General features: G+C 38.1%; 25 protein-coding genes. 21 read left to right on the top strand and 4 right to left on the bottom strand.

Annotated features, from left to right (window positions below; all coding sequences use genetic code 11):
- Positions 1-5: 5 nt before the first annotated feature.
- The 5 genes from pdaA to AA980_RS24180 all read left to right on the top strand — a co-directional run bounded on the left by pdaA (position 6) and on the right by AA980_RS24180 (position 5,509).
- The gene (gene pdaA / locus AA980_RS24200; protein ID WP_024029722.1) at positions 6-773 is read left to right on the top strand and encodes a delta-lactam-biosynthetic de-N-acetylase; all 768 of its coding nucleotides are present in this window, start codon (positions 6-8) and stop codon (positions 771-773) included.
- A gap of 113 nt (positions 774-886) precedes the next feature.
- Positions 887-2,275: a 23S rRNA (uracil(1939)-C(5))-methyltransferase RlmD gene (rlmD, locus tag AA980_RS24195; protein WP_034724592.1), complete on the top strand. Its 1,389-nt coding sequence runs from the start codon at positions 887-889 to the stop codon at positions 2,273-2,275.
- A gap of 210 nt (positions 2,276-2,485) precedes the next feature.
- A complete protein-coding gene (locus tag AA980_RS28205) occupies positions 2,486-2,704 on the top strand; it encodes a YjcZ family sporulation protein (RefSeq protein ID WP_024029720.1) in 219 nt (72 codons plus the stop codon).
- A 64-nt stretch (positions 2,705-2,768) separates the two neighbouring features.
- Entirely contained in the window at positions 2,769-3,191 is a 423-nt protein-coding gene (locus AA980_RS24185) for a collagen-like protein (RefSeq protein ID WP_024029719.1), read from the top strand.
- A 242-nt stretch (positions 3,192-3,433) separates the two neighbouring features.
- Entirely contained in the window at positions 3,434-5,509 is a 2,076-nt protein-coding gene (locus AA980_RS24180; RefSeq protein WP_024029718.1) for a DUF4179 domain-containing protein, read from the top strand.
- Between the two features lie 286 nt (positions 5,510-5,795).
- Here the strand turns inward: AA980_RS24180 and AA980_RS24175 are convergent, their stop codons facing one another.
- Positions 5,796-7,238 (bottom strand): L,D-transpeptidase family protein, encoded by a 1,443-nt coding sequence (locus tag AA980_RS24175; RefSeq protein ID WP_024029717.1) that lies wholly within the window; start codon positions 7,236-7,238, stop codon positions 5,796-5,798.
- Positions 7,239-7,510: 272 nt separating this feature from the next.
- Here AA980_RS24175 and AA980_RS24170 point away from each other — a divergent pair, with 272 nt between their 5' ends.
- From AA980_RS24170 to AA980_RS24115, 13 genes are all read left to right on the top strand, one after another.
- A complete protein-coding gene (locus tag AA980_RS24170; RefSeq protein WP_024029716.1) occupies positions 7,511-8,545 on the top strand; it encodes an ABC transporter permease in 1,035 nt (344 codons plus the stop codon).
- Between the two features lies 1 nt (position 8,546).
- Positions 8,547-9,227, top strand: a complete 681-nt coding sequence (locus AA980_RS24165; RefSeq protein ID WP_024029715.1) for an ABC transporter ATP-binding protein — start codon at positions 8,547-8,549, stop codon at positions 9,225-9,227.
- A 14-nt stretch (positions 9,228-9,241) separates the two neighbouring features.
- Positions 9,242-9,922, top strand: a complete 681-nt coding sequence (locus AA980_RS24160) for a response regulator transcription factor (RefSeq protein ID WP_024029714.1) — start codon at positions 9,242-9,244, stop codon at positions 9,920-9,922.
- Entirely contained in the window at positions 9,919-11,298 is a 1,380-nt protein-coding gene (locus AA980_RS24155) for a sensor histidine kinase (protein WP_024029713.1), read from the top strand. Before AA980_RS24160 ends, AA980_RS24155 begins: the two co-directional genes overlap by 4 nt.
- Before the next feature lie 575 nt (positions 11,299-11,873).
- Entirely contained in the window at positions 11,874-12,578 is a 705-nt protein-coding gene (locus AA980_RS24150; RefSeq protein WP_024029712.1) for a FadR/GntR family transcriptional regulator, read from the top strand.
- Positions 12,579-12,833: 255 nt separating this feature from the next.
- A complete protein-coding gene (locus tag AA980_RS24145; RefSeq protein ID WP_024029711.1) occupies positions 12,834-13,610 on the top strand; it encodes an alpha/beta fold hydrolase in 777 nt (258 codons plus the stop codon).
- Positions 13,611-13,690: 80 nt separating this feature from the next.
- Positions 13,691-14,599: a fumarylacetoacetate hydrolase family protein gene (locus AA980_RS24140; protein WP_024029710.1), complete on the top strand. Its 909-nt coding sequence runs from the start codon at positions 13,691-13,693 to the stop codon at positions 14,597-14,599.
- A gap of 83 nt (positions 14,600-14,682) precedes the next feature.
- Positions 14,683-14,937 carry a hypothetical protein gene (locus AA980_RS24135; RefSeq protein ID WP_024029709.1) on the top strand — a complete coding sequence of 85 codons (255 nt, stop codon included), beginning with the start codon at positions 14,683-14,685 and terminating at the stop codon, positions 14,935-14,937.
- A 238-nt stretch (positions 14,938-15,175) separates the two neighbouring features.
- Positions 15,176-16,459 carry a metal-dependent hydrolase family protein gene (locus tag AA980_RS24130; RefSeq protein WP_024029708.1) on the top strand — a complete coding sequence of 428 codons (1,284 nt, stop codon included), beginning with the start codon at positions 15,176-15,178 and terminating at the stop codon, positions 16,457-16,459.
- An 83-nt stretch (positions 16,460-16,542) separates the two neighbouring features.
- Entirely contained in the window at positions 16,543-16,770 is a 228-nt protein-coding gene (locus AA980_RS24125; RefSeq protein WP_160310258.1) for a DUF1450 domain-containing protein, read from the top strand.
- Between the two features lie 21 nt (positions 16,771-16,791).
- The gene (locus tag AA980_RS27400) at positions 16,792-16,962 is read left to right on the top strand and encodes a hypothetical protein (RefSeq protein ID WP_156351204.1); all 171 of its coding nucleotides are present in this window, start codon (positions 16,792-16,794) and stop codon (positions 16,960-16,962) included.
- Positions 16,963-17,316: 354 nt separating this feature from the next.
- Positions 17,317-18,507: a macrolide family glycosyltransferase gene (locus tag AA980_RS24120; protein WP_024029706.1), complete on the top strand. Its 1,191-nt coding sequence runs from the start codon at positions 17,317-17,319 to the stop codon at positions 18,505-18,507.
- A gap of 49 nt (positions 18,508-18,556) precedes the next feature.
- Entirely contained in the window at positions 18,557-19,315 is a 759-nt protein-coding gene (locus tag AA980_RS24115; RefSeq protein ID WP_024029705.1) for a GNAT family N-acetyltransferase, read from the top strand.
- A 30-nt stretch (positions 19,316-19,345) separates the two neighbouring features.
- On the opposite strand, the gene AA980_RS24110 is transcribed toward AA980_RS24115, so the two are convergent.
- Positions 19,346-20,770 carry a glutamate decarboxylase gene (locus AA980_RS24110; RefSeq protein ID WP_047772055.1) on the bottom strand — a complete coding sequence of 475 codons (1,425 nt, stop codon included), beginning with the start codon at positions 20,768-20,770 and terminating at the stop codon, positions 19,346-19,348.
- A 389-nt stretch (positions 20,771-21,159) separates the two neighbouring features.
- On the opposite strand from AA980_RS24110, the gene AA980_RS24105 reads away from it, so the two are divergent.
- Positions 21,160-21,648, top strand: a complete 489-nt coding sequence (locus AA980_RS24105; protein ID WP_024029703.1) for a YehS family protein — start codon at positions 21,160-21,162, stop codon at positions 21,646-21,648.
- A 66-nt stretch (positions 21,649-21,714) separates the two neighbouring features.
- On the opposite strand, the gene AA980_RS24100 is transcribed toward AA980_RS24105, so the two are convergent.
- The gene (locus tag AA980_RS24100; RefSeq protein ID WP_024029702.1) at positions 21,715-23,499 is read right to left on the bottom strand and encodes an ABC transporter substrate-binding protein; all 1,785 of its coding nucleotides are present in this window, start codon (positions 23,497-23,499) and stop codon (positions 21,715-21,717) included.
- Between the two features lie 104 nt (positions 23,500-23,603).
- Here AA980_RS24100 and AA980_RS24095 point away from each other — a divergent pair, with 104 nt between their 5' ends.
- Positions 23,604-24,830, top strand: coding sequence for an MFS transporter (locus AA980_RS24095; protein WP_024029701.1), 1,227 nt, complete (start codon positions 23,604-23,606; stop codon positions 24,828-24,830).
- 388 nt (positions 24,831-25,218) lie between these two features.
- Positions 25,219-25,671, top strand: a complete 453-nt coding sequence (locus AA980_RS24085) for a MarR family winged helix-turn-helix transcriptional regulator (RefSeq protein ID WP_034724581.1) — start codon at positions 25,219-25,221, stop codon at positions 25,669-25,671.
- A 115-nt stretch (positions 25,672-25,786) separates the two neighbouring features.
- Here AA980_RS24085 and AA980_RS24080 read toward each other — a convergent pair whose 3' ends face one another.
- The gene (locus tag AA980_RS24080; RefSeq protein ID WP_024029698.1) at positions 25,787-26,287 is read right to left on the bottom strand and encodes a CarD family transcriptional regulator; all 501 of its coding nucleotides are present in this window, start codon (positions 26,285-26,287) and stop codon (positions 25,787-25,789) included.
- Positions 26,288-26,415 lie beyond the last annotated feature (128 nt).

Raw genomic sequence — 26,415 nt, 5'->3', positions numbered from 1 at the left:
CATAGATGAAAAAATTTTTAGGCATCCTTAGTATGCTGCTTTTACTAATACCGAATGTTACATACGCAGCAGTACCCAATAAACCAATTCACTGGGGATTCAAAAAAGCGGTAAATGAACAGCCGGCAGATGCAGGAGCGGAGTATGATCAGCTTCTTGAAAAATATGGAGCGTTCTACAAAGGCGATCCTAACTCAAAGACCTTGTACCTTACCTTCGATAGCGGCTATGAAAATGGTTATACTCCGAAAATTCTGAAGGTCTTAAAAAAGGAAAAGGTACCTGCCACTTTTTTTGTGACGGGGCATTTTTTAAATTCACAACCGGAACTTGTAAAACAAATGGTTAATGAAGGGCATATTATTGGTAACCATTCCTGGCATCATCCTGATTTCACAGCGGTGAGTAATGAAAGAATCCGCGACGAGCTCAATCGTGTAAAACTAAGAACAAAAGAATTAACGGGTCAAAAAAAAATGAAGTATTTACGTCCGCCGCGTGGGGTTTTTAGCGAAAGAACGATGCTAATTGCAAAAGAAGAGGGCTTTACGCACGTATTCTGGTCACTCGCTTTCGTTGACTGGAATGTTAACCAGCAAAGAGGGTGGCAATACTCATACGACAATATTATGCGACAAATCCATCCGGGCTGCGTGCTGTTGCTTCACTCCGTCTCGAAAGACAACGCAGATGCACTTGAAAAAGCAATCCAAGATTTGAAAAAGAAAGGCTATAAATTCAAAAGCCTAAACGATTTAACAAAGAAAAAATAATACACAAAAAAGCCGAATTCGTCAGCAATTCGGTTTTTCTCTGTGAATCATGCTATAATACGGGGAAAATAAAAATGGAACTCAAGCTTTATCCAAAAATTTGGAGTGAAAAAATGAAAACAGAACCAGGAATCAAAATCCAATTAAATCAAACATTCCCACTAACGATAAAAAGACTTGGCATTAACGGCGAAGGTGTAGGCTATTTTAAAAAACAAGTTGTCTTTGTTCCGGGTGCTCTCCCAGGTGAAGAGGTGGTCGTAGAGGCAACAAAAATAAACCCTAAATTTGCTGAAGCGAAAATCAAAAAGATTCGGATTAAATCCCCGTACCGAGTGCAGCCGCTGTGCCCGGTTTATGATCAATGCGGCGGCTGCCAGCTTCAGCATCTGCATTATGACCAGCAGCTCAAAGAAAAACGTGACATTGTCATTCAATCTCTAGAACGCCATACGAAGCTGGCAATCGACAAGCTTGATATTCGTGAGACGATTGGCATGGAGAATCCATGGGGCTACCGGAATAAAAGCAGTTTTCAAGTTGCTCAACTAGATAACAAGGTCCTTGCCGGACTATATGGACTTAATTCGCACCAACTCATTGACATTGAGCAGTGTGCAGTACAGCATTCGCTAACAAATGAAGCGACTGCAAAAGTGAAGCAAATTTTAGAAGAATTAAGAATCCCTATTTATAATGAAAAGTCACGAAAGGGAATCATCCGAACGATTGTCACTCGCGTAGGGGTGCAAACAGGGGAACTTCAAATTGTGCTAATTACTTCACAAAAAGAAATTCCAAAAATCGAGATTATCATTGAAGAAATCCAAAAACGGCTGCCAAATGTGAAATCCGTCGTCCAAAATATTAATGGCCAGAAAACATCGCTTATTTTTGGCGAGGAAACAGTACCGCTCGCAGGCGAAGAATTTATTCAAGAAACATTGGGCGACTTGCAATTCGAGCTATCCGCTAGAACCTTTTTTCAGTTAAATCCTGTTCAAACCATCAAGCTTTATAACGAAGTGAAAAAAGCGGCGGCGCTAACTGGCAAGGAAAAAGTGGTGGATGCCTATTGTGGAGTCGGAACCATTGGGTTATGGCTCGCCAATCAAGCTGTAGAAATCCGAGGTATGGACGTAATCCCTGAATCGATTGAGGATGCCAAGAAAAATGCGAAGCGCCATGGATTTACCAATACTAAATATGTACCTGGAAAGGCAGAGGAAGTCCTGCCAAAATGGGTCAAAAAAGGCTGGAAACCAGATGTCGTCGTAGTCGATCCGCCAAGAACGGGCCTCGACGGTCAACTACTTCAAACCATCCTGCAAGTAAAGCCAGAAAAACTCATTTATGTCTCATGCAACCCGTCGACGTTGGCAAAAGACATCCAAACCTTAAGTTCTAAATATGAGGTTAAGTATATCCAGCCGGTAGATATGTTTCCGCAGACGGCACATGTGGAGTGTATCTCGCAACTCATTTTAAAGAAAGGCAACTAACCCTCTGGGCGTTGCCTTCTCAAGTAATAAACCCTTCAACCAGTTGGTATGAAGGGTTTATTTTTTTGCTAGTTATTAAACTCCAATCAGGCAATGAAACTACCTTTTCTTTCTTTAATTAAATAAAGACGGGCTCCAATTTCCATTTTGAGTGTAATATATAGTGTAATGGCGTATTAGCTCTCCATACATTTGAAAGGAAGTGTAAAAATGGATAATGCCTTTCCGATTCCAAATGCAATACCGATTCCAAATGCATTACCAATTACTTCTGGTGTAAATTTTATTCCCCAACCTCCATTGTCTTACTCCTATGCAGCTCCTGTTTATGCAGATTGTTTTCCTGCACGTGGGTGCGGTGATTTTATAATCATAGTAGTGCTGTTTATTTTATTAATCATTGTTGGTGCAGTTTGTTTCTGTGGTTAAAAGATATGACTGTATCTATTAAATACTTTAGAGATTTTTTTAAGATAAGGTGGTGATCTTTTAAATGTATAATCAGACAGTATACTCCTTTTTAAATAATGATCAGCAATTGGAGCGTCAATTTCCAAGTTTACCAGTGCCTTCGTTGCCAGGACCATCAGGTTTACCGGGCTTTCCAGGACCTGAGTTTACGGGACCATCAGGTTTTCCAGGTCTACCAGGATCACAAATTCCACAAGCTCCAACTGCTCCTCCTCCACCATTTATTCCTCAACAAGCAGTTGCTTCACCATTTGCTGTAGATCCAGGAGCAATTAGGTTGTGCCTGTTTCGTAATACTTTTATTTGGCTCAGCAATGGTGAAGGATTTTGGTTTTATCCCATTTTCGTAGGTCCAAGATCTGTTGCTGGTTTCAGATGGAATGGTATATCCTGGATGATTTTTGGCGTTGATACAAGGAGAATTATTTCGTTTACGTGTTATTAAAAACTATGAGAAAAACGTTTAGCTCGGTGATTTGTTAATGGTGAAAGGCACGACGATTATGTATAACGGGAAAATGTTTATTGGCAAAATAAATAATATCCATCATATAGCATCTGCAGAAAAATGCAGGTGTTCTTGTTTGTTTAAAATGCCGGATAATAACTATATATTTAGTGCGTAATCCGATATAATTAATGGTAAATTATAGTCAATTGCTAAAGTGAAGAGGGGAAAACACATTTATGATCCCAGAAATAATAGATTCCATGTCAATCATAACAAAAAGAGAAAAAGGCGTGGAATCGATCGTCGATTGGTTCGATCAGCATAAACAATCGTTCTACATACTTGGTTTGTCCTATCTTAGTAATCAGCAGCAAATGGAAGAGCTTTTTTACCGGTCGATTATAAAAGTCCACAAGGAATTGCCGCGATTTAAAAGTGAAACATCATTCGAAAAGTGGGCTACATCCATGTTCATCCATACCTGCCGGGAGCTTTATCATGATGGAAGTTTACAAGCTTCAGAGGAAAGTGAACAACAAAAGGATTTCTTTAAAGCGCTAAATCAATTGAAAGAGTATGAGAAAGAAGCGGTGGTCCTTACATATATAAAAGGATTCTCCCATGAAGAAGCGGCACATTTTCTCCAAGTCTCAGTGGAAAAGATAAAAGCGCTTTTGTTTTCTGGAATTCAGTCACTTAGAAAAGAGACGGGGTACGGATTAAACGTTAATGGCTGTAAAGAGTTTCATAAGGATTACATCGATTACTTAGAAAAAACACTAGATCGGTCGGAAAAAATTGATTTTGAGGTACATATTTATCATTGTCAAGACTGTCAGGAGGATTTGGCAACATTCCAGGATGTCATGTTAACTCTGTTAAATCTTACTGAAAGGCTTGAGGATTTCCATGTGCCACCTGGTTTCATGGGAAACATCAAAGCTAGGCTGGCAGAAGAGGAGAAGCACAGACAACTGAAGAACAAGAAACGAAAAAGAATGGTACTTGTTTTTGCAAGTGCTTTCGCATTATTAATAGGTATAGGTTTGTTTACAGGGGCTTTTACCAACCTCTACTATACATGGACAGAAGAAGATCCGCAATTGCGTGCCTTTTTGCAACAGGGCCTGGGTGAAAGGCTGAACCTCGAAGCGGAAAACAATGGGGTGAAAATTAAGATCAAGAGCGTGATTGCTGATGATGTTCAGACGCTTGTTTTTTATGAAATAGAAGATATAGAAAAAGACAATCAATATATGATGAATTATCAAAATGGGGTTTCTGTGGAGAACGAACATGAAATCATGGGTCCTGAAACATATCCAAGGTACTATCCCTATGACTTTAAATCGGATGTAAATAACGAAAAAAAGAACTTGTATCGAGGGACGATAAGTCTGCCGCCACTTACAACTGAAAAGGGGACAATCAAACTCAAGATCACAATGCTTCAGAAATTGATTCGTGATTCCTCTGATCGGAATGCTTTGAGGACTGATATGGAAAAGGAATATGGATTTGGGAAGTGGAGCTTCGAGATCCCTGTTACAAAAAAGCCCTCTATCGAATATGCACTGAATGAAGATAAAGAAGTAGAGGGGATTCCGGTTCGATTTAATAAACTAACCATTGCTCCAACTGCGACGATTCTGCAATATGCAATTAATAATGAACACCCAGAGAAGCGGATAAACTTTGTTAATTTTGACAATCTGGAAGTGAACAATAAAAAAGTGAAAGCTGATATGTATGGCAGCTCTTTTTTAGATTTACAGCAAGATATAAATTGGACTGCTCTTCAAACACAGTTTGACCCTTTTTTGGGGGAAAAACCAAAAGAGGTCAACATTCAATTCAAATCTGTCTACTTAACGGTTGAAGACACATATATTATCGAATTGGACGGTATTCGAGAATATCCTCAAACCTTTGAATATGCAAGCAGTACAATCTCCATCGACAAGGTGGAAGTTGGGCAGCAATCCAATGTTGTCATAAGCAATCATGAAATTAAGAATCGAGCATATGAGTCGCTTCGCTTAGAAATTGTGGGTGAGGATGAACATGAAACTAGTTCAATCGAGATGAATTCTGAAGGAGTGCTTGTTGATAAAAACGGAATTGAATACGATATGAATGAAAACCCTGTAGTATATGATGAAATCGAGCAGCCCCGTTATTTCACTACAGTTCAAAGTATGGCGTTACAAGATAACACGACTGGAGATAAAGTGATTCCTAAAATGCTGAAGATTTATGGATATTATACAACGAAATATTTGGATGATGTTGTAAAGATTTCGTTGGAATAACATTTATCGTTTCCCTACGGACCAAAAATTCTTGGTTCTATAGGTTAAGAGTAATTGTGTTTAAAAACTCACCAGCATCCTATGTATTGCCACATGCATACTGGACATGTGGGGTGCGTCACGCAAACTATTTTAAAAAAAGGCAACTAACCCTGTCTGTGAACTGGGCGTTGCCTTCTTACGTTTCTTATTTTTTTACATATTAATTTTATAAATCAATTATTGTTTGAAAAGAAAGAGGCAGCTGTTCCTAAAAAGTCATACTTTTGGGACAGCTTTCCGTGCCTCAATAAATAACAACTGGCTCATAAGTGCTGAGATTGTCATACACGGTTTTCATAATGCTTGGCGGTGTGTTGACACAGCCATGCGATCCTGCCCCAAGATAGGCATTACTTGCCCAATTACCTCGCCAGCTGGCATCGTGGAAACCCTGTCCGTCATTCGTAAAAGGGGCCCAATAATTAACAGGAACCTGATAAGTGATTTTTCCGTTTTCTCTGCCCGTTAATACGGAAGGTGATTGCTTATAGAGGATATACCATACACCTGGTGATGTATCATGACGGTTATCATGCGTACCGGTAACAACATTCGTTGTGACGACTAATTTCCCATTTTTGTAAATCCATATTCGCTGCTCTGTAATGGAGACTTCAGCATACGTATCGCCAATGCCATTGTTTGCGCTTGTGTCATATCCGTAGCCTTCACCCTTCCAGCCATTTCCGTAAATATTAGAGGCGGAAACCGTCTTCCCCCCATTTTCAAAAGCTTCGATAATTTTAGGTATTTCTTTTTCAACATCAAGGGCCCAGCCATAGCCTTTCCCTTTAACTGATATCACCGAACCTGAATGGGTCTTGAATTTGAAATCCTTATTTAATGTTGATTGGGAAATGTTAATTTCAGTGATTCTTTCCTTAATAACACCGGCATCATCCATCTTAATCTGTAAATCTTTTGAAATAGATGCATTTTTAATTAATTCGCTTGCCTTTAACGTAAAAACTTTATCCTGCACCTTGTAATCAACGGTCTGAGCAAGGAATTCTTCAAACTTTTTCTGTTGATTTTGTATAAACTCGCTGTCTTCTTTAATTGGCTGTATATATTCTGGATTGAGCCGGATTTCACTAATATAGTTGTGATTTTCGAAGCCCTTCAAAAGACTAGCGACATCATACTGCTCGCCGCTAATGCTGCTAGTGACGACAATTTTGCCTTGTTCCAAACGTACCGCCGCATTTTGTGGCGCTTTTAAACCTTGATTCATGGCTAATAGCTTTTCTTCCACCTGTTTTTTCAACGTCTGGTTTCGATACTGATCCTCATTACGGGGTTTTAATAAATACTCTTTCGCTCTTGAAGAAGGAAAAAAAGTCCACTGGCTCTTTAATAACTTTTTAATAGCAGGCAGATCCTTATCCGAAAAAACCATCTTTGTATCTTTTCCATCTAAAATTTGTTGATCTCCGATATAGACAACATTTTTTAAAACGGTTGCTTTAAATTTTTTTAGTGTTTGATCCGCAGTCATTCCACCGACATTGATGCCATTAATCTTGATTTGTGAATTAAAATGGTTTGCCTGATAGTAGCTGCCTGCAGAAATGAAAAGCGCGATAATAATAATGATACTTGCTGTAATAAACCTCCAGTTTGCATACCACTTAGTTGAATTTACCTGTTGTTTCTCAATTTCTTGATTGTTTACCGTGCTTTCCATAAAGTATCCCCCCATACCGACCTTCCGCTGTTATTTCTTATAGCATTAGACGATTGAATTGTGTCATTGATTACAGACTTTTTTCAAAAATGTGGATTATATTACCATTCTACAAAATGTCATATTCGAACATTGTCGGTTTTTGTGCATACAAAAATTTTTATACTGTAAAGAGCAGGAAAACAAAAATTTAGCAATTGTAATTTTCTGTTCATCTTCCGTTCACAGACCGAACTTAAACTAAGTGTGTAATTAAGATTGGAGGAATGAAGATGAATATTGCTTGGAAAGAAATGAAGAAAAGTAAAGCAAAATTTATGATTTTAGGTTCCATTGTTTTTCTCGTTAGTTTATTAACGTTTATGATATCTGGTTTGGCAAATGGATTATCACAAGAAAGTGCAGGTCTAATAAAAGATTTGCCGGCTGGACAATTTTACATGACGAAGGAAGCCAATCAGACCTACAGCATGTCTAGGATTGACCACAGTATCCAACATCAAATTTTAAGCAAACAAAAGGATGCCACAGCATTTTCCATTCAAATGGGGTTTTTGAATGATCGTGATGGTAAGCAGCAAAGTGTCGCTTTTGTGACAGCGACCAAATCGAAGCAGTTTATAAATGTAGAAAAAGGAGAAATTGTACTCGACAAGTCAATGGAGGATAATGGGATCAAAATTGGTGATGCTTTAACCAATAATCAATTCAAAGGCAAGTTTGTTGTCAAAGGCTTTGTTAAACACAGTAAATACAGCCATGCCTCTGTCGCTTATATCAGTATGGAGGATTTTAAAGAAATTTATGGGACCGCCGAAATGCAGTTGATTTTTGTACCGGAAGGGAGCCCAGAACCAACATCCTCTAGTATGGAATCCTTTTCGAACCATCAATTCCTTAATACCATTTCAAGTTATAAATCAGAACAGATGTCCCTTAACATGATTATATGGTTTTTAGTTGTCATTAGCGGAATGTTGTTTGCAATCTTCTTTTACATGATGAATGTTCAAAAGATTGGTTTATACGGTATTCTTAAAGCGATTGGTGTAAAAACAAGTTCGTTGTTTAAAATAATGTGGACGCAAATGGTGTTTATCACCGTCATTGCACTTAGTATAGCCATTTTCCTCAGTCAAATTTTTACTAGGGTAGCACCTAAAGGAATGCCTTTTAGTTTAACAACTGAAACAACAGTTCAATTGTCGATCGTCTTCCTCATAATAGGATTTATTGGCGCAACCCTTTCCGGCTTACAAATTAAATCAGTTCAACCATTACAAGCTATTCAGCAAGGAGAGGTTTAAGATGATCTTTAAAATAGATAATGTTAAAAAATCTTATAAAAATGGAGAAGTGACGGAAGAAATCCTAAAAGGAGTGAATCTTATTCTTCGAGAAGGGGAGTTAACCTCTTTAGTAGGGGCATCAGGTTCAGGTAAAAGCACACTTCTTACCATAGCTGCAGGACTCCAGCCAGCATCAGATGGACAGATAACCTTCGAAGGAAAAAACTTGACTTCTCTGAATGCGGAACAAGTTCGGAAAATCAGGGCTCATCAATTTGGCTTCGTCTTTCAATTTGCCCACCTGGTGCCTTTTCTTACAGTAGAAGAGCAGCTGTTACTCATGTTGGATGTATCTGAATCTAAATTAAAAAAACGGGAACAGAAAAAAGAAGTTGACAAAATCCTAAAATTGGTTGAAATGGACCATCGAAAACATGCCTACCCCTCTTCATTGTCCGGCGGTGAAAAGCAGCGGGTTGCAATTGCCCGTGCCATTATCCACAAACCGAAAGTTCTCTTTGCAGATGAACCAACTGCAAGTTTGGATTCGAAAAGGTCAAAAGATGTGATGACATTAATCAGTAATTTAACAAAGACACTCAATATTGCCACATTAATAGTAACGCATGACGAAGAAATGCTTTCATTTGCTGACCATATCATTAAAATGAGTGATGGGCAGATTTTGCGAAAAGTGTAGGAGAAAAAAATGATATGACAAATATTTTAATTGTGGATGACGATATCAATATAGTAAAACTTGTTGATATTCACTTATCTGAACATGGATATAATGTATTTCAGGCAAAAGACGGGATGGAAGCATTAGAAATACTTAAAAAGGCAGCCTGCGATTTAGCGATAGTGGATGTGATGATGCCATTTATGGATGGCTATACCCTTACGAAAGAGATTCGAAAACAGTATGATATTCCAGTAATCCTTTTAACAGCTAAAAGTGAAATTGAAGACAAGGAGCAAGGATTTCAAGCCGGAACAGATGATTATTTGGTCAAACCATTTGAACCAAAAGAATTAACTTTTCGGATGAAAGCATTGCTGCGGCGTTATGACCACCAGCCGGATGAAGCCATACTACAAATTGGCAATACCACGATAAACAAAAAAAGCTATGAAGTTCAGGTAGAGAAGCGTACCTTAATCTTACCGCTAAAAGAATTTGAGCTTTTATCTTATTTAATTTCTAATCCCAAACTTGTGTTTTCTAGGGAACACTTGATTGAACAAATATGGGGCTTGGATTATGAAGGAGATGCGAGAACGGTAGATGTTCATATAAAAAGATTAAGGGAACGTTTTTCTAACTTAACGGATGATTTTCAAATAAAAACAGTACGAGGGGTTGGATATTTATTGGAGGTCCACCGTAAATGAAAACACTTTATGTGAAATTTATTGTCATAACTATTGGAATGATGTTTATTAGCTTTCTCTTAGCTTTTGTCATTTCAAATACCTATTATCAACAGAAGTTAAAACCATATAATGACAATAAAAATACAAAAGTCGCATTAGATATTGCTGCTTTTGCTGAAAGTCATCCAACAATAAGATTGACAGAGTATTTGGACAGCATTTCTAATGTTGGATATCAAATATGCCTAGTAGAAACAAACGGAAACAAAACTTTTTTTGGCGAACCTTTCAGGAACAAAAGTCTTTCTATTTCAACACAACAAGATGTCATAAACGGCCATATTTTTCACGGTATACTTCAATTTCCACGAGGAAAATTTGTTACAGGCTTTTTTGCCAATGAACTAAATAATACCATTGGCGTGCCATTAAAATTTAATGAAAAAACCTTTGCTCTTTTTATTAGGCCAGACATCAAATTCCTCTTCAACGAGATGCACATTTTATTTGCATGGATTCTTGGGATAGCCATTACGTTAACCATCATTATGGTTGTTATTAATACAAAATATTTAGTAAAACCGATTTCTAACCTGACAAAAGCGACAAAATCACTGGCAAATGGTGATTTTAATGTAGAACTGGATGTGACACGCCATGATGAGATAGGGGAACTTTCCCATAGCTTTTTGCGGATGGCAAGAAAGTTGGAACAAATGGATGATATGAGAAAGGAATTTATTTCGAATATTTCTCATGATATACAGTCACCACTGTCTAATATAAAAGGATATACCAACTTATTAGAAACTGATTCTATAAGCAAAGAAGAAAGATCCCAATATGTATCCATCATTAACAGTGAAATTAAAAGGCTTTCAACCTTAACAAAACAATTGCTGCTTCTGGCCTCATTAGACAGAAATGAGGATGTTATGAAGAAACAAACCTTTAACCTCGGCCTGCAATTGAAGAAATTGGTGCAAAACTATCAATGGGCAGTAAGTGACAAGGAGATTATGCTGAGTTACTCATTGCCGGATATCGAGATTTTCGGTGATCCATCATTGCTCAATACGGTTTGGGACAACCTCCTATCCAATGCTATTAAATACAACAAACAGAATGGCAGCATTGAGATATCTATTGATAAAAAAGAAGACACAGTTATCGTAACCTTTGAGGATACTGGAATTGGGATGAATGATCCAGAATTAGAAAGAATATTTGAACGCTTTTACCGGGCCGATAAAGCACGTACACGCACAATCGAGGGCACCGGCCTAGGTTTATCAATCGTCAAGACAATTGTCGACTTGCACAGCGGCCATATCAATGTAAGAAGTAAACAAAATGAAGGAACAACTTTTATTGTGGAATTGCTGAATAGATAGAATCCTTAATAGGGATTAAATTAATTAATATTTTTTATTAAGCGAGAGATATTATTTGGGTTTTTTTTAGTAGATTTAACTGTGGAAAAAATTATAGAAGCCATCAGTAATAACTTTGCAGACCTTTGTGATTTTACCTCAGGAACAAGTTAATGCGTGCCCAGAAGATGGGTTGAAATGGTTCTCATTTTCTGTATCAAACCCTTTATTTAATCGAATAGTGTTATCCGCAAGTTGGGTCGCACTTCTCCTCTTTAAACCTCTAAGATGCCTCATAAGTAACCCTTCACTCCAATTGGTATGAAGGGTTATTTTTTTGATTTATAATAATTAACAAAGTTTCCCAGTATAATATCCGAGGTGTTTGTTTATAACAAAGTATTAGGTATTATAAATTGCCGCATAAATAGTAGTGTACGACTTTTATTAATATAATGGAGTTGATTAGTGTCATAGACAGCTTTCTTTGTATATTTGACAGTGGGATGTTAAAATCTTAATATAATATTATTTGTCAAAAAATTTATTATTTTTAAATAGATATATGCAATTCTACTTTAAAAGGGGAGAGGTTAGTGGCAATTTATAATTTAACAGATCAATTGATTCATGATCTCGGAAAACAAATTATTACAGGTGATATTATTCCAGGAGAAACACTTCCTAAAATAGAAACGTTAAGTGAGATACATGGTGTTAGTCGAACCGTGGTACGTGAGGCATTTAAGGCGCTGGCTACTCGTCGTTTAGTGAAATCCGTACCAAGGTTAGGGACGATTGTTTCCCCACGTTCCGAGTGGCAATGGTGGGATACCGATGTATTATCTTGGGCATCGGATTCGGGGAATAATCGAAATTTTATATTAAAATTGAATGAACTCGGATTTGCTATTGAACCTATTGCAGCAAAATTAGCCGCTAAGAACGCAACACAAGCTGATATTGTAAAAATAACAGATTGTTATGATCAACTGGAAAAGTCATTAGGCGACAAGGATGCCTGGGCCCAGACCGATTATGAGTTCCATAAAAGTATTTACGACGCTTCCAATAATGAACTTCTTGTGAATATGTTGCAAATGTTGTCTAAAGTTCAATTAGATTATCGTTTCGCTACAATAACAAGTATCAAGGAACAACAATATGCAACAGAAAGATACTTACAGTTTCATAAAGAGTTACTTATTGCTATTAGTAACCATGATGAAAAATCCGCCCAGCAAAAGATGTATGATCTACAAGAAGAGCTTGCGTCCATTCTGGCAAATTCCAACCCCTGAAAAGGGGTTTTCCAATTTGAATGACAAATATATGAGTGGAGTTCCTATTCAGAATCCTAAATTCCAGTGAATTTAGGATTTTTTTATTTAATTGGATAGAGAAAAAATATTATTATATTATTTATTTGAATATTGACAATATAAAAATAAATAATATAATAATATTTATTGGAGTATTCTAACAATTTAGGGAGGGCGATAAAAAGTCTTTATTTAAATTGCAGTTTGATAATATATCAAAGTTTGGAGGATATTATGAGAAAGCTGATTAGAGATATTAAAGTTAAAGTAGAGGTAAAAGGAACAGGAGATGCAGTAGTTTTTGTCCATGGGCTTGGAGGGGACTTGAATATTTGGCATAGTCAAGTAAGTGCATGTTCCCCCCATTTAAAAACGGTTACATATGACCTGCGTGGATCAGGACTAACCGATGTTTCACATCCAGATTATTCTATTGAAGTATTTGTTGAAGATTTAAAGGCACTATTAGATAGTGAAATGATTGAAGGCGCACACATTGTTGCGCATTCAATGGGTACAATGATTGCTGAACATTTTGCGGTAGTCTACCCTGAAGCTGTGAAAAGCCTGACGCTTATCGGCGGATTTACCGAACCACCAGAAGGAGCAAGAAAAGCATTAGCAGATCGTTCTACTTTGGTTAGGGAGAATGGAATGGAGTCAATTGCAGATGCGATTCTGGAAGGCGGATTCTCCTCTTTCTCCAAATCAAATCAAGTAATGATGGGTCTAGTGAGGTCTTTACTCTTGAAAAATGATGCTGAAGGATATGCAGCTTCTTGTCGGGCACTTGCGGAAGCTAAAGCGATTAGTCATCAAAATGTGAAAGTTCCGGTATTGTTGATTGTCGGGGACGAAGATAAAACCACCCCGCTATCAATGTCAAAGGCTCTATACAATAGCTTTCCTAACGCTGATTTGGAAGTTCTCCCCAATTGTGGACATTGGGCAACAATTGAAATGACAAATGAGGTAAATGCAGCCGTTTTAAAATTTATCAATAGGATTTAGTAAGGTTAAGTCGCTTGCCTGACAGAAGAGCAACTGTTAAAAAAGCTTAACAAACTATTAAACTATCTAGGAGAATAAAAATGTATCTTGTATCTTTTTTTCATGAAGGAAATTTAAAATTTGGAGTTAGAACATCGGACGAAAGTGCGATTATCGATGCTGTCGAGGCGGAAAAACAACTGTTTTCCCAAGCCATCTTGCCGAATGCATTGCAGGGAGTTATTGGAAATTCGGAGGCTTTGGAACGCCTTAAGGAAATAAGCCAGAGGGAGCCGGAAGTAAACGGAAATGCGATTCTTCCTTTCTCTGAAGTAGTACTAGAAGCTCCAATTCCACAGCCTAAACGGGATATCATTTGTTTAGGACTTAATTATCGAGAGCACGCCATCGAATATACAACAGCAATGGAGGAGGAACAAAATCTTCCGAAATATCCTATTGTATTTACGAAAGCGACCACAACGGTCATTGGACCTGATCAAAAGATTAAAAGTCACCGTCATGTGACAAGCAAGATTGACTATGAAGCAGAGTTAGCCATTGTAATAGGGAGAGAAGGAACCAATATCTCAAAGGAAGAAGCCTATGATTACATTTTTGGATACACCATTATCAATGATGTATCGGCACGTGATCTCCAAAAACAACATAGCCAATGGTTTTTAGGGAAGAGTTTGGATACTTTTGGACCAATGGGGCCATTTCTTGTTACGGAAGATGAAATAGGAAGACCGGTAAAGCTTGATGTTCAATGCCGGGTTAATGGAGAGCTAAGGCAAAATTCTAATACGGAACTACTCATTTTTGATATCCCAACAATTATCGAAACGGTTTCAGGTGGTGTAACGCTAAAACCGGGGGATATCATTGCGACCGGAACGCCAAAAGGTGTTGGACTTGGTTTTGAACCGCCTAAGTTCTTGAATGAAGGCGATGTGGTGGAAGTGGAAATTGAAAAAATTGGGGTATTAAGGAACATTATTTCTTAAGAAGTTTGTTTTCTTATTTTATAGAGGAATAGAGGGGATTCTCCCCTCTCCTTTTTGAAGATTTTGGAAGGGATGATTGAGTGATGTTAGATAAGGTACTTTTAGCTAAAAATACTGTTTATTATACGGATCAACAATTAGATGCCATTTCTAAGGGATTTTGCCCGAATTGCATACCTAAATACTCTCCTTATCGTATTCTGGGAACCTATTATGATGAAAAACTTAAAATAAGCTTTCATCATGTTAAATGTGATAACCTCGTTGAATGTGAGTGGGATGAAGAGGTTCCAGCAGTCCGAGAGGATAATGGGCTGGAAGGGTTTTTCAATTCGTAATATCCACTTTCAGTTGGCTTGGATAGAACTGCTTTTGTTTTACCTTTTACCTTTTTTGCTCCTGTTTTAATTAGCAATCCCAAGAATTTGATTCAAATGCGATTCTTACATTTATAGTCTGTGGAATTTTATGTCTACGATTAGTGTTAAAGGGTTTCAAACCTTGCCCTGAAGCAAATTTCGGGATCAAGCGTTGAACATACATTTTTTTATACAAAATAATGAAAGGGGTTTCAAAATGAAAGTGAAATTATTAAAAAATGGTTTACTGATTGACGGAACAGGAGCTGAGGCAAAACACGAAATCGATGTGCTGGTTGAAGGTAACAAAATCACTGCTATTGGGTCGAACCTTTCTATTCCAGATAGCTACAGCACAAACGGAGTAGACATTATTGAATTAAACGGAAAAACCATTATGCCTGGAATGGTTGAAGCGCATACTCATTTTACTTGGCAGGATTCAATCTATATTCAAGATATCGATTTTAAGCCGATTGAAGAAACCATGATTGGGGCTATCAAAAATGCAGAAACGATGCTTAAAAGTGGATTTACATCTTGTGTAAGCGCTGCCGCTAGAGGTCGAGTAGATATTGCTTTGCGTGATGCCATTAATCGGGGACAAATAGCGGGACCCCGTATGCTTGCTAATGGTGCAGAGGTATCAGCAACAGGTAGTTTTGTAGATTTACATCCTAATCATGTTCGAGTGCATGGACTATCTTTTTTAGCAGACGGTGAAGATGAGGTAAGAAAAGTAGTGAGAAGTTTGTTTAAGGAAGGGGCAGACCTTGTCAAGGTAAATGTGAGTGGGGAAAGCTTAACGGCGCATGCAACCGGTGAAATGACACTTTATACCTACAAAGAGGTTAGAGCTGCTGTAGAAGAAGCTCATGCCCGCGGGAAAAGAATATATGTACACGCTAGAACATCAGAATCTGTAAAAATATGCGTTAAAGCAGGGGTAGACATTATTGGTCATGCTGATTTTATTGACGATGAAGCATTTGAAATGCTCGTCCACAATAAAGACCGCTTATTTGTTGTCCCTGCCTTAAATTGGCTTGTATCGACATTAGAGCATGGGGCTGATTATTTTGGACAAGAAGCCGTTGATGCAACAGGTTATAAGGAAGGGTTACAAATTGCCCTAAAAAATATGAACAGACTGTATAAAGCAGGGGTACGTGTACTGCCAGGCGGGGATTATGGCTTCAAATGGTGCCCACACGGTGGATATGCCCGTGATCTTGAGCATTTTGTTAAGTTGGTTGGAATGACACCAATGGATGTAATTGTATCTGCTACCAAATATGGAGGCCAAATTATGCAGTTGGAAGATCAGATAGGCACCATTGAAGTTGGGAAGCTTGCAGATATTCTTGTAGTAGATGGTAATCCATTAGATAATATTGCTATCCTGCAAGATCACGACAAATTAAATATTATCCTCAAAGATGGAGATTATGTCGTTTGTTCACTAGAGGTAAGTCGTGAAGTTGAGGGTGCTGCCGTTTAATGATAAAGGCCATCGCATATTGCGATGGTTTTATCTATATTATCGTGAAATTATTATGTAAATACTTAACAAAGAGGACAAATATGACTCAAACAATTTTGTATTGTTTCCGAAATAGAACAAAACAAGCGGAAGAACAGATTAGAAAAACACTTGAAGGAAAAGATATTGAGTTTTCCATCACTCCAACTTATTGTATGAAACTTTGCATGTTTTGTGAAAAGTTGAATGTTGCCATCGTGAATCAAGAAATTGTTATGGAGAAAAATGAAGATCAGTTAATAACAAAAATATTGGAGAGGCTTGTGTAGCTAGATAAAGGAGTTCTGATTATGCAAAAACAAGAAGATAAGAGTTTAAAAAGGGACTTATTAGCTTCATCTGAAAACGAAGAAAATAATATATTTACTCCAGCAAGACAAAAACAGAACAAACTTCAGAGTCAACAAGCACAAAAAAATAGAAGTAGAGGGAGAAGTCCAAATAAAAAATATGGGTATTAAAAAAATTTTGCACACACATCATTCTTCACATTATCAAAGATAGCTCAGCAAATAATTAGATATAAAGCCCTTTCCACAGAATAGGGCTTTTTAAGTTTATTAGTCGACAAAATTCGGGTAGTATCGGGGCGTACCTGGCACTTCTTTAGGTGCCACATACATGAAGGACATCGTATAAGTACACTACCCGCAAATTGTCGAATGCACCTCGACACAATTCGAGTAGTGGCATGCACTTTTATTTAGTACAGTACTATGATAAATTTAATTCATTATTTGAGTTTGGCAATGGTAGGGAATGGTGACGCCTACTCATACACAATTTGAGAATTATTTACCTAAGGAGTGGTTGAAATGGCACGTGTTTTATTTATTAATGCCGGATCAGAAGGACATGTCAATCCGACTATTGGTGTTGTCCAAGAGCTAATTTCGCGTGGTGAAGAGGTAGTGTACTTTACAATCGAAGATTTTCGAGAGCGCATTGAGAAGACTGGTGCAACGGTAAGAACCTTTGATGTCCAAGAATTTTTAAAAGCCTTTATCTCAGGCGGGAGAAATAATTTACTCGAAAGAATCAACGGTCTTTTGCATACGGCAGATATTATGATACCTAGAGTTCTAGAGCAAATTGAAGGAGAGTATTTTGATTACATCATCCACGATTCTATGTTTGGCTGCGGCCTTTTACTTGCCCAAATCCTTAAGCTTCCAGCCATCAGTTCGTGTACTTCTTTTGCCCAGTCTAAAAGCTCGTTCGATATCATGTTCGAACAACTTTCTAGAGAGATTCCTGAAGAAACATTTGCTGAATACCAAAGGCTGACAGCAAAGATAAAGGCAAAATACGACGCCCCGATCCATTCCCCTTATGAAGTTTTTTGTAATCCTGAACCGCTTACAATCGTTTATACAACGAGGGAGTTTCAACCTTTTGGAGAAGATTTCGACCAAACATACAAATTTGTGGGTCCATCCATCTCTTCTCGATTAACGCAAGAAAACGTTGATCTTACGGTAATACAAGGGAAAAGCCCAATTTATATTTCACTCGGTACGGTTTTTAACCAAGCACTTAATTTTTATAAGCTTTGTTTCGAGGCATTTGGAAACACAGAACATACCGTGGTCATGTCTATTGGGGAAAAACTTCAACTTTCTGATTTGGGGGAGATACCTAAAAACTTCATTGTAAAAAATTATGTCCCGCAAACAGAGGTACTGAAATACACAAAATTATTTATTACACATGGCGGGATGAACAGTGTCCATGAAGGTCTCTATTATGGAGTTCCGCTAATTGTTATCCCGCAAAGCGCGGACCAGCCGGTCATTGCCGGACAAGTTGCCAATATCGGGGCCGGTATTCAATTACAAATGGAGAATTTGACGGCAAATCAGCTGAGTGAAGCAGCAGAGCATGTGTTAGGCCAGCCGTCTTTTCATAAAGCGGTTGCGAATATTCGGGACTCCTTTCAAAAATCGGGTGGATTTAAACGAGCGGTTAATGAGATTTTCGAATATAAAAGTCAATTTGGTATCTAAAAATAGAAATTCACCCAACCATTAATTTAATATTTGAGGAGAATGTTTCATGAAACAAATAACTTTTGAAGATATTTATACACTTGGAAATGTAGTTGCTGAAAATAACCAATACAGACATTTTCATTATCCCGAGATGCTAATCAGATATGATAGTAATTTTATAGAGTTTAAAAATCTACCCTCTTTAACAGAATTTAAAGAAGTTGAAAAGTATTTAAGAGATTTTCATAGGAAGAATGGTCAACAACATGTGAAATTCTATTTTCCTGCTGATAGGGAACCAACAAAAGAACTAATTGCCTATTTGACTGATACTGGGTATGAAACAGGTTTTCTAGAATTATATGCTATTCAGCCGAAGCAATTTCCTTTCGTTCCAAACCATCAAGATATAGATATTCAAGTGGTGACAGATAAAAGCCTGGAAAAATTTCTTGCCCTAAAGCACCAGCATGATTTGGAGTTTGGAAGTGAATTTGCAAAGCAGAAAGCGGAGTTGATCAAACGTCAATTTGAAGATCCAAATATTATTCAGATCCTGGCATTTTATGAAGGGTCTCCGGCAGGATATGTAGATGTGATTGTTTCCAAGGAAACGGCAGAGATTGATGATCTGTCTGTTGATGAGCAGTTTCAGCGTAAAGGAATCGGCAGCAGGTTACAAAAGTTTGTAATGGAATCATATCCTGAGAGGATGGTCATTTTAGTTGCTGACGGTCAAGATACCCCTAGGGAAATGTACCAAAAACAAAATTATCAGTACCTTGGATTTAAATATGAAATACAAAAAGTCTATCAATACTAGATTTTAGGTACTAGGCACCGAAATCGTAAATCAATGGTGAAAACTGATATCACAGTTCGAGTCATGTGGTATTGGTTTTTCAAAGGAATCAAGAAATGAGACAGACTGGATAAGGTTGTTCAAGAACAAGTGTGCCAAGTTCATGGAAAATCCATTTCGAACTACAACACGCATAAGCGTTACATTTTCCATATCTGGTGGTAGGGAATATGCCGGAACTTGCCAGCCAAATGTGCGCAATTGTTGGGATAAATTGTAGAGATTCCAGTTTGCTGTATATCCTTCTTTTAGCCGAAACGTAATTACCGGAATATCCGAGCCGTCTGTAAATAGTTCAAAAGGTTTCATGTCTTGAATTGCCTTGCCAAGAAAACGCGCCACTGTTTTAGAAGTTCTTTGTACCTGGTAGTATCCGGCTTTGCCTAACCGGAGAAAGTTGTAATATTGCAGAAGGATTTGTGAACTGGGACGGGAGAAACTTAAGCCCAACGTTGGCATGTTTCCGCCTAAATAGGCCACATGAAAGATGAGATCCACTGGGAGATCTTCAGCCTCTCGCCAAATGATCCATCCAATTCCCGGGTATACTAATCCGTATTTATGTCCGGAAACATTGATGGATTTCACCCTAGTCAACTGAAAATCCCAAACTAAGCCTGGCTGGAGGAAAGGGGCTATAAGCCCTCCTGAAGCAGCGTCTACATGTATCGGAATATCAAGGCCTGTTCTGGATTGAAGGTCGTCCAAGGCATCCGCGATTTTCTCAACCGGTTCATAGAGGCCTGTATAAGTTAAACCAAGAGTCGGCACCACACCAATTGTGTTTTCATCAACGGCACCAAGTACACCCTCGGGATTCATATAGGGATGATCTGGGGTAATGTTCACATAACGCGGTTCAACATCCCAATAGTTCGCGAATTTTTTCCAAACGATTTGGACAGCGGAACTAAATACGATATTTGGCCGATCAATCGGCTTCCCTTGTCTCTTACGCGCATTTTGCCAGCGACGCTTTAATGCAAGCCCCCCGAGCATGCATGCTTCTGATGATCCAGTTGTCGAAACACCCATTGTATTTTGCGGGCGGGGTGAATGCCAGAGATCAGCTAAAATTCGTATACAACGATCCTCTATCGCGGCCGTCTGCGGGTAATCGCATTTATCAATCAAATTCTTGTTGAATGATTCGGCGTATAAGCGATCTGCGGTAGGTTCCATCCATGTGGTAACGAATGTTGCAAGATTGAGATTGGCATTGCCATCAAGAGCAATTTCATCGTGGATTTTTTTGTACGCTGTTTCAGGTACCATGCCTTGGTCGGGCATTCGAAAAGGCGGAACAGACCCTTCCCCATTACGAATGAATAGAGGATTTATAGAAAATTCGGGTGGCAATATTTTTCGTGAGCGGCGCGGGGGACATTTTGCGTTGTTTCTCCTTGCTGCTGCCACATGAAGATTGTAAAAAGGATTATAGAATGGTTTCCATAAGGTTCCTGCCCTTAGTATCTCTTCAGAGGGTGAATGTGTAAGGTTTGTCTGCTGATATCCCTTATATAAATTATATGGAGAGGAGTATGCTTCAAGTTTTATTGGTGTGTAAGGATTGAAAGGGCTAAAATAGGGTCGGAATTTTTTCAATCAAGGACCCTCCTTTTTCAACAATTAGTTAATTATTATGAGAAACATTCCTTATCTAGAAGGTTTACCATTAATTTAACATGCCTGTTGTCAAAAGAATCGTTTGTTTTTTGAAATCCAGTTTATAATCATGTAATATTAGATAAATCAAATGGTGCTGGATTATTAGACAGGCACTAATTTTGTTTTGGAGGCCAATTGTGGAGAATAACGATATATTAATTCGATTGAGATATGCGCTGGAAATAAAAAATAAAGAAATGGCAGAGATATTTAGACTTGGCGGCGAGGAAGTAACCGTACCAGAAGTGATTAAGCTTCTTACAAAATCAGATGATGAAAGTAACGAACAAATCAAATGTAATAACAGTATGTTAGAATCCTTTTTAAATGGGTTTATTATTAATAAAAGAGGTAAACAAGAGCCAAAACCTGGACAGCCTGATCCGTCTGAACCGTTTAAAAAGAATAGTGCAAACGTTAATAATCTGTTGTTAAAGAAAGTAAAAATCGCCTTATCATTAACTACTGAGGATATGTTGGATATATTTGAAAAGGCGGGAATCACGGTTACAAAAGGAGAACTCGGCGCTTTATTAAGAAAAGAAGGGCATAAGAATTATAAAGAGTGCGGCGATAAATACGCGAGGAATTTCTTAAAAGGGCTGGCGATTAAATATCGAGGATAAGCCTTAAAACTGGTGATGACTATAACAATCATCCAATTCAAAAAAAGATGAAATAATGGTTCGACATTATTTCATCTTTTTCGTATGCTCCGGTTTGATCCAGATGTTTTTGAAATCGACTTGTCCGTGGGAATTTAACTGTACTCCTCTAATCGATGGATGGAAAGTTGATTCTATATTTTTATGGACAAGGAACACAACTGCCTGTTCGGTAATGAGGCGTGCTTCTATTTCTGAAAAAAGAATTGAACGAGCCGTTACCTCTGATGTTGAGATAATAGCTCCTATTTTTCTATCAACAAAATCAGCTGTTTTCTGATTGAGATGCTTCCTTAAAAAGCTATAGTCAGATTGGTAGAGTTCGAGTTTCGACAATTCCTTTTCTCCCCATACTGCCTCAAATAAGATACAGTCTGCTTGATGAATGTTTTCCTCTTTCAGTATTTCACTCCAGCCAAGAATTGTTACATGAATAGGGATGCCATATCGGACTGCTTCAGCCTTGATCCATTCCGCATCAGGTTGATGGCGGTCATAGGTGAAAAGTTCGACAGTTTCCCCGAGATAGCCCGATGTTTGCAAAAGAGACTGGATTTCCTTATCCTCCGCGTTTTCGGAAGTCTTACGCAGCGAGTGGTTTATTTCAAAACTAAAAGATGGAATCATCCTTGGTGGGCCAAGATCGGCAATCATTTTCTTTCGGTCAATAAGTTTGTTGAGCGCTTTTCTAAAATAAATGTTTTGCTGCGGACCTGTCTTTTTCCACAGATTGAATGTAAACATGGTGCTTCCTTCATATGCTCCTTCAATCAGTTCGCGGGATGGGTCGCCATAGTAATTGCTTTCACCCGTGTTGACAAAAATGCTGCTTTTATCCTCCACCAATTCTTTCTCATATTCTTTTGGTACATTCAAGATTTCAAACCGATCGACAAAGGGCCTTCCCTCATAATAATGGGGATTGGCTTCGAGAACGCAGTAATTTTTATTGTAGGTATGAACCAAGAAAGGTCCGGTTCCGATGTAGCCTGTACTTCCGGAAGGAATGATCGAGAGTGTTGGAAAGCTAAGGAATGGTAAAAACAGTGCGTTTGTTCTGTGTAAATGGAAACGGACTGTATATGAGTCCAGGCATTCGATGAAACGAATATTATCGACAAGCCAATGTTGTTCAAAATCCGGGCGGGAAAGCATTGAAAACGTGTAATGTATATCTGATGACGTTAGCTCCCTACCGTTGTGAAACAGGATTCCTTTTTTTAAATAGAACGTCCACTCTGTTTGATTCTCGTTCCATTCCCAATGATGGGCAAGTTTCCCTTCCGCCTTTTCAGAAGTATAATCATATAAAACAATCGTGTCATATACCTGCCTGATGAGATGGGCATCAAAGTCGAAGAACGCTTTTGAAGGAATCATCGAATTGAAGGTGCGAAACATCGGGAGACGGATGATATCCTTCACTTTTTGTTCAGTTTTCTGTTTTTCATAACCGAAAAAATGATTCAGCCATTGCAAAAGCCGCATGTTTAAAGCGGGAGTGCCGAAAAGTGTGGCGAGCTCCAATCCCTCCGTAATCTGTCCCAGTTTGAATAGGGTAATCGCTTCGGCAAAAACAACGTCGTCAACCGATTTTAAAAAAGTAAGCTGAGATTTGTGTCCGCGTCCGCGGCCAGGTGAAAATGATACCCAGCCTGATTCCACCAGCTTCGTCAGGATAAACTTTGTGTTACGCTGTGAACAAAACAGAATGTTCGCGAGCTCCTCCATCGTGACCGCAAACGGTGCTTGCTCAGGGTGCAACTGATAAAAATCACGAATGGCTTTGTAGTCCTCGATTAAACGCTTCATTTTTTTCACTCCAAAAACCCGAAATTTATGGCAAACATTTCTTCCATTTTTACGAGAGAAAAATCCTCTTACAATAAAGGCAAAGATCGAAAGGGGATATAATATTGTCGCTATCATCTGTAAAGGTAAACAAAAAAACAGTGAGTATCTGGAGGAATCAATCCTTCCTCATTCTACTAAGTTCAACGTTTCTGTTGAGCATTGCAAACCGGATTTATGAGCTGTTGCTCCCGTTGATTTTATATGAATTGACGTATTCTTCGGTTGCTGTTACAAACATGCGAACAGCTGAGTTATTGCCCAATTTGGTATTTGGGATATTCATCGGCGTGATCGTCGATCGTGTTAATAAAAAGAAACTGGCTTTATGGTCGATCGGTCTGCAAACCGGGTTGCTTCTAGTTCTTGCATACATGCTAAAAATCAATAACAGCTGGCTTGTTCCCTATTATATCATTGGCTTTTTCTTGATGACCTGCAATTACGGGTACTTTAATGCTCAGGTGGGGCTTGTAAAAATGAATATCCCAACTGAATATTTAAATGAGGCGAATGCCAAATTCTCGTTTATTGAAACATTTATAAGTGTGATGGGACCCGTCATTTCTGGGATTATTCTCCTGATGCCGGTTTTCTATGATGGAGTGTTGATTACCGCTATTGCCTATTTTCTTTGCCTGCTTATCCTGTCCCGTCTATCACACCAGTCAGAAGTACACCGTCAGAAAAGCACAAGTTTTCTTGCAGATTTTCGTGAAGGGTGGCAAGCCTTTCGGGATAATAAAGCGCTTTGGATGATGACCATTTTTATCATGTTATTGAATTCAACGGCCACAGTCGTCCAGATAACCGTTCTTCTTTTTGCAAAAGAAGACCTTGGCCTTGCTTCTTCAGGAGTGGCAGTTGTGATCTCGGCAGTTGGAATCGGCGGAATGGCGGGTAGTCTGCTAGCGAGCAAACTAAGAAAGTCTTGGGGGTTGGGTGTTTTGTTCGGTGCATCTGCTTTTTTCCATGCAATTGCCTACCTGATCATGTATTTTTCAGATAATTATTATAAACTGATTATAGCACTGTTTATCGGCGGAATGGCAACATCATTTTACTCTGTCTGTGCCTATACGTTCAGGCTCGAACAAACATCTCCCGAACTGATCGGCCGAATCAGTGGAATAACTGGAACGTTCTTCCGGATAGGAATGCCGATCACAGTCTTTCTATCGGGTTGGGTAATCGATGCGTGGGGGGCTGCTCCGATTTTTCTAATAGCAGCAAGCATGAACCTCGTTGTATTTGTCGTGTACCGCACAACATTCTTGTGGAAGTTAAGATAGGGAGTGGTCTTTGTGAACTATAAACAAGTTTAAAAACTAACTAGCAATCAAATAAATGATTTATACCGATTGTTTCAAGCTGAATGGTGGACTCAGGGGCGAGAATTAGATGATGTAGGGATAATGGTTAAGAATTCAGATATAATAATAGGTTTTAGCGATGTTGAGACGGATGAATTAATAGGATTTGCCAGGGTCCTTACTGACTTTATCTATAAAGCCCTAATCCTTGATGTTATGGTGAGTAAATCATACCGTGATATTTCAAAGGGCCTATTTCCAAAATAGAAATGGGCTATTTTTTAAAATGTATTTTTTTCGACAAAATCTAACAAACTTCAGGTCGTGACAGACACCGCAAATTGTTGTATAGTAAGTTGCGAAAATGATGATTGGAGTGAATCGTTTGATTTCAAACTCTGAATTACAAAATTTGGACCTTATCGACCTATTAAGCGAGCGGCATAGTTTGGTTCGAAAAATCTCAGAAAAAGCATGGAATGATCAAAGTGAGATTTATATTTCAAATTCTGAATGGTATATCATGGCTAGGATTTATAAAAAACAGCCCAGCATTTCCCATGTGACAAAAAATGTAGAAATTTCTCGTCAGGCGATACATAAGTTTATCAAAAATCTCTCCGAAAAAGGATTAGTTGAAATTAAAAATGTAGAAAACAACAAGAAAGAGAAGTGTATTCAATTAACAGATTTGGGAGAAGAATGCTACATAAAAAACGAGGCCCTTAAAGCCCAACTTGAGAATAGAATTGCAGAAAAAATAGGTACTGAACAAGTACAGATTCTTAAAGATTTATTAAAGTTAGATTGGAAAATATAAAATTTACGTTTGCGGAAAGCAACTAAAAACCCACGCTTTGTTCATCTAGATGGCGAAGCGTGGGTTTTTCTTTCTATTCAGATGGTCAACCTGGTTGAACATTTAGTGATTTTGTTTACGAAGCCTTTATCAACCTTATTACCTTTTCATTTATCTCTTCAAAAGTAGTGTTCAATGATATAGCTAATTCCTTAAATAAGATATTTTGTGTATGATTCAAAAGTCTACGGTCTTTTTCGTAAAGTTTTTTCTCATGACGTTCAGCTTCGATTTGTTTCTGTATAAGTGTATTTACTACTGTAGCAATTTCTTTTCGATCACCTGTATTTATGATATCAGAATATAACTTGAAACGTATATTAGGATTATCAACCCATTTTATCCCTGGATATTTAAAAGATTCAAGGATATTATTAGCACCTTCTTGATGGATAAGTTCAAGCATGACCACTTTATCATTATTAACAGGAATACTTATGGTTAATTGATGATTATTATCCAAAGGGTGTAATACATAATAGGTTCTTGTCATACCAGAAACGGTTTTGTCGCAGATATCATCAATTTTGCAAATACCATGTGCGGAATAGATGACCAAATCTCCAATATTAAACATTTGCTCACTCCCCATATATCGCAGCAATTAAGTTAATAATAACTTAATAAAAAGTTATTGTCAACTAGGTTGACGTTGTGAAAAAATTTTTGATATAGTTAACAAATCGCTTAGTATCCGGGGGTGTA

Origin of the sequence: Neobacillus vireti (assembly GCF_001026695.1) — a bacterium.
In the GTDB taxonomy this organism is placed as follows: domain Bacteria; phylum Bacillota; class Bacilli; order Bacillales; family Cytobacillaceae; genus Neobacillus; species Neobacillus vireti.
The sequence above is the reverse complement of the archived record's forward strand: the minus strand, read 5'-3'. Positions and strand labels throughout refer to the sequence as shown.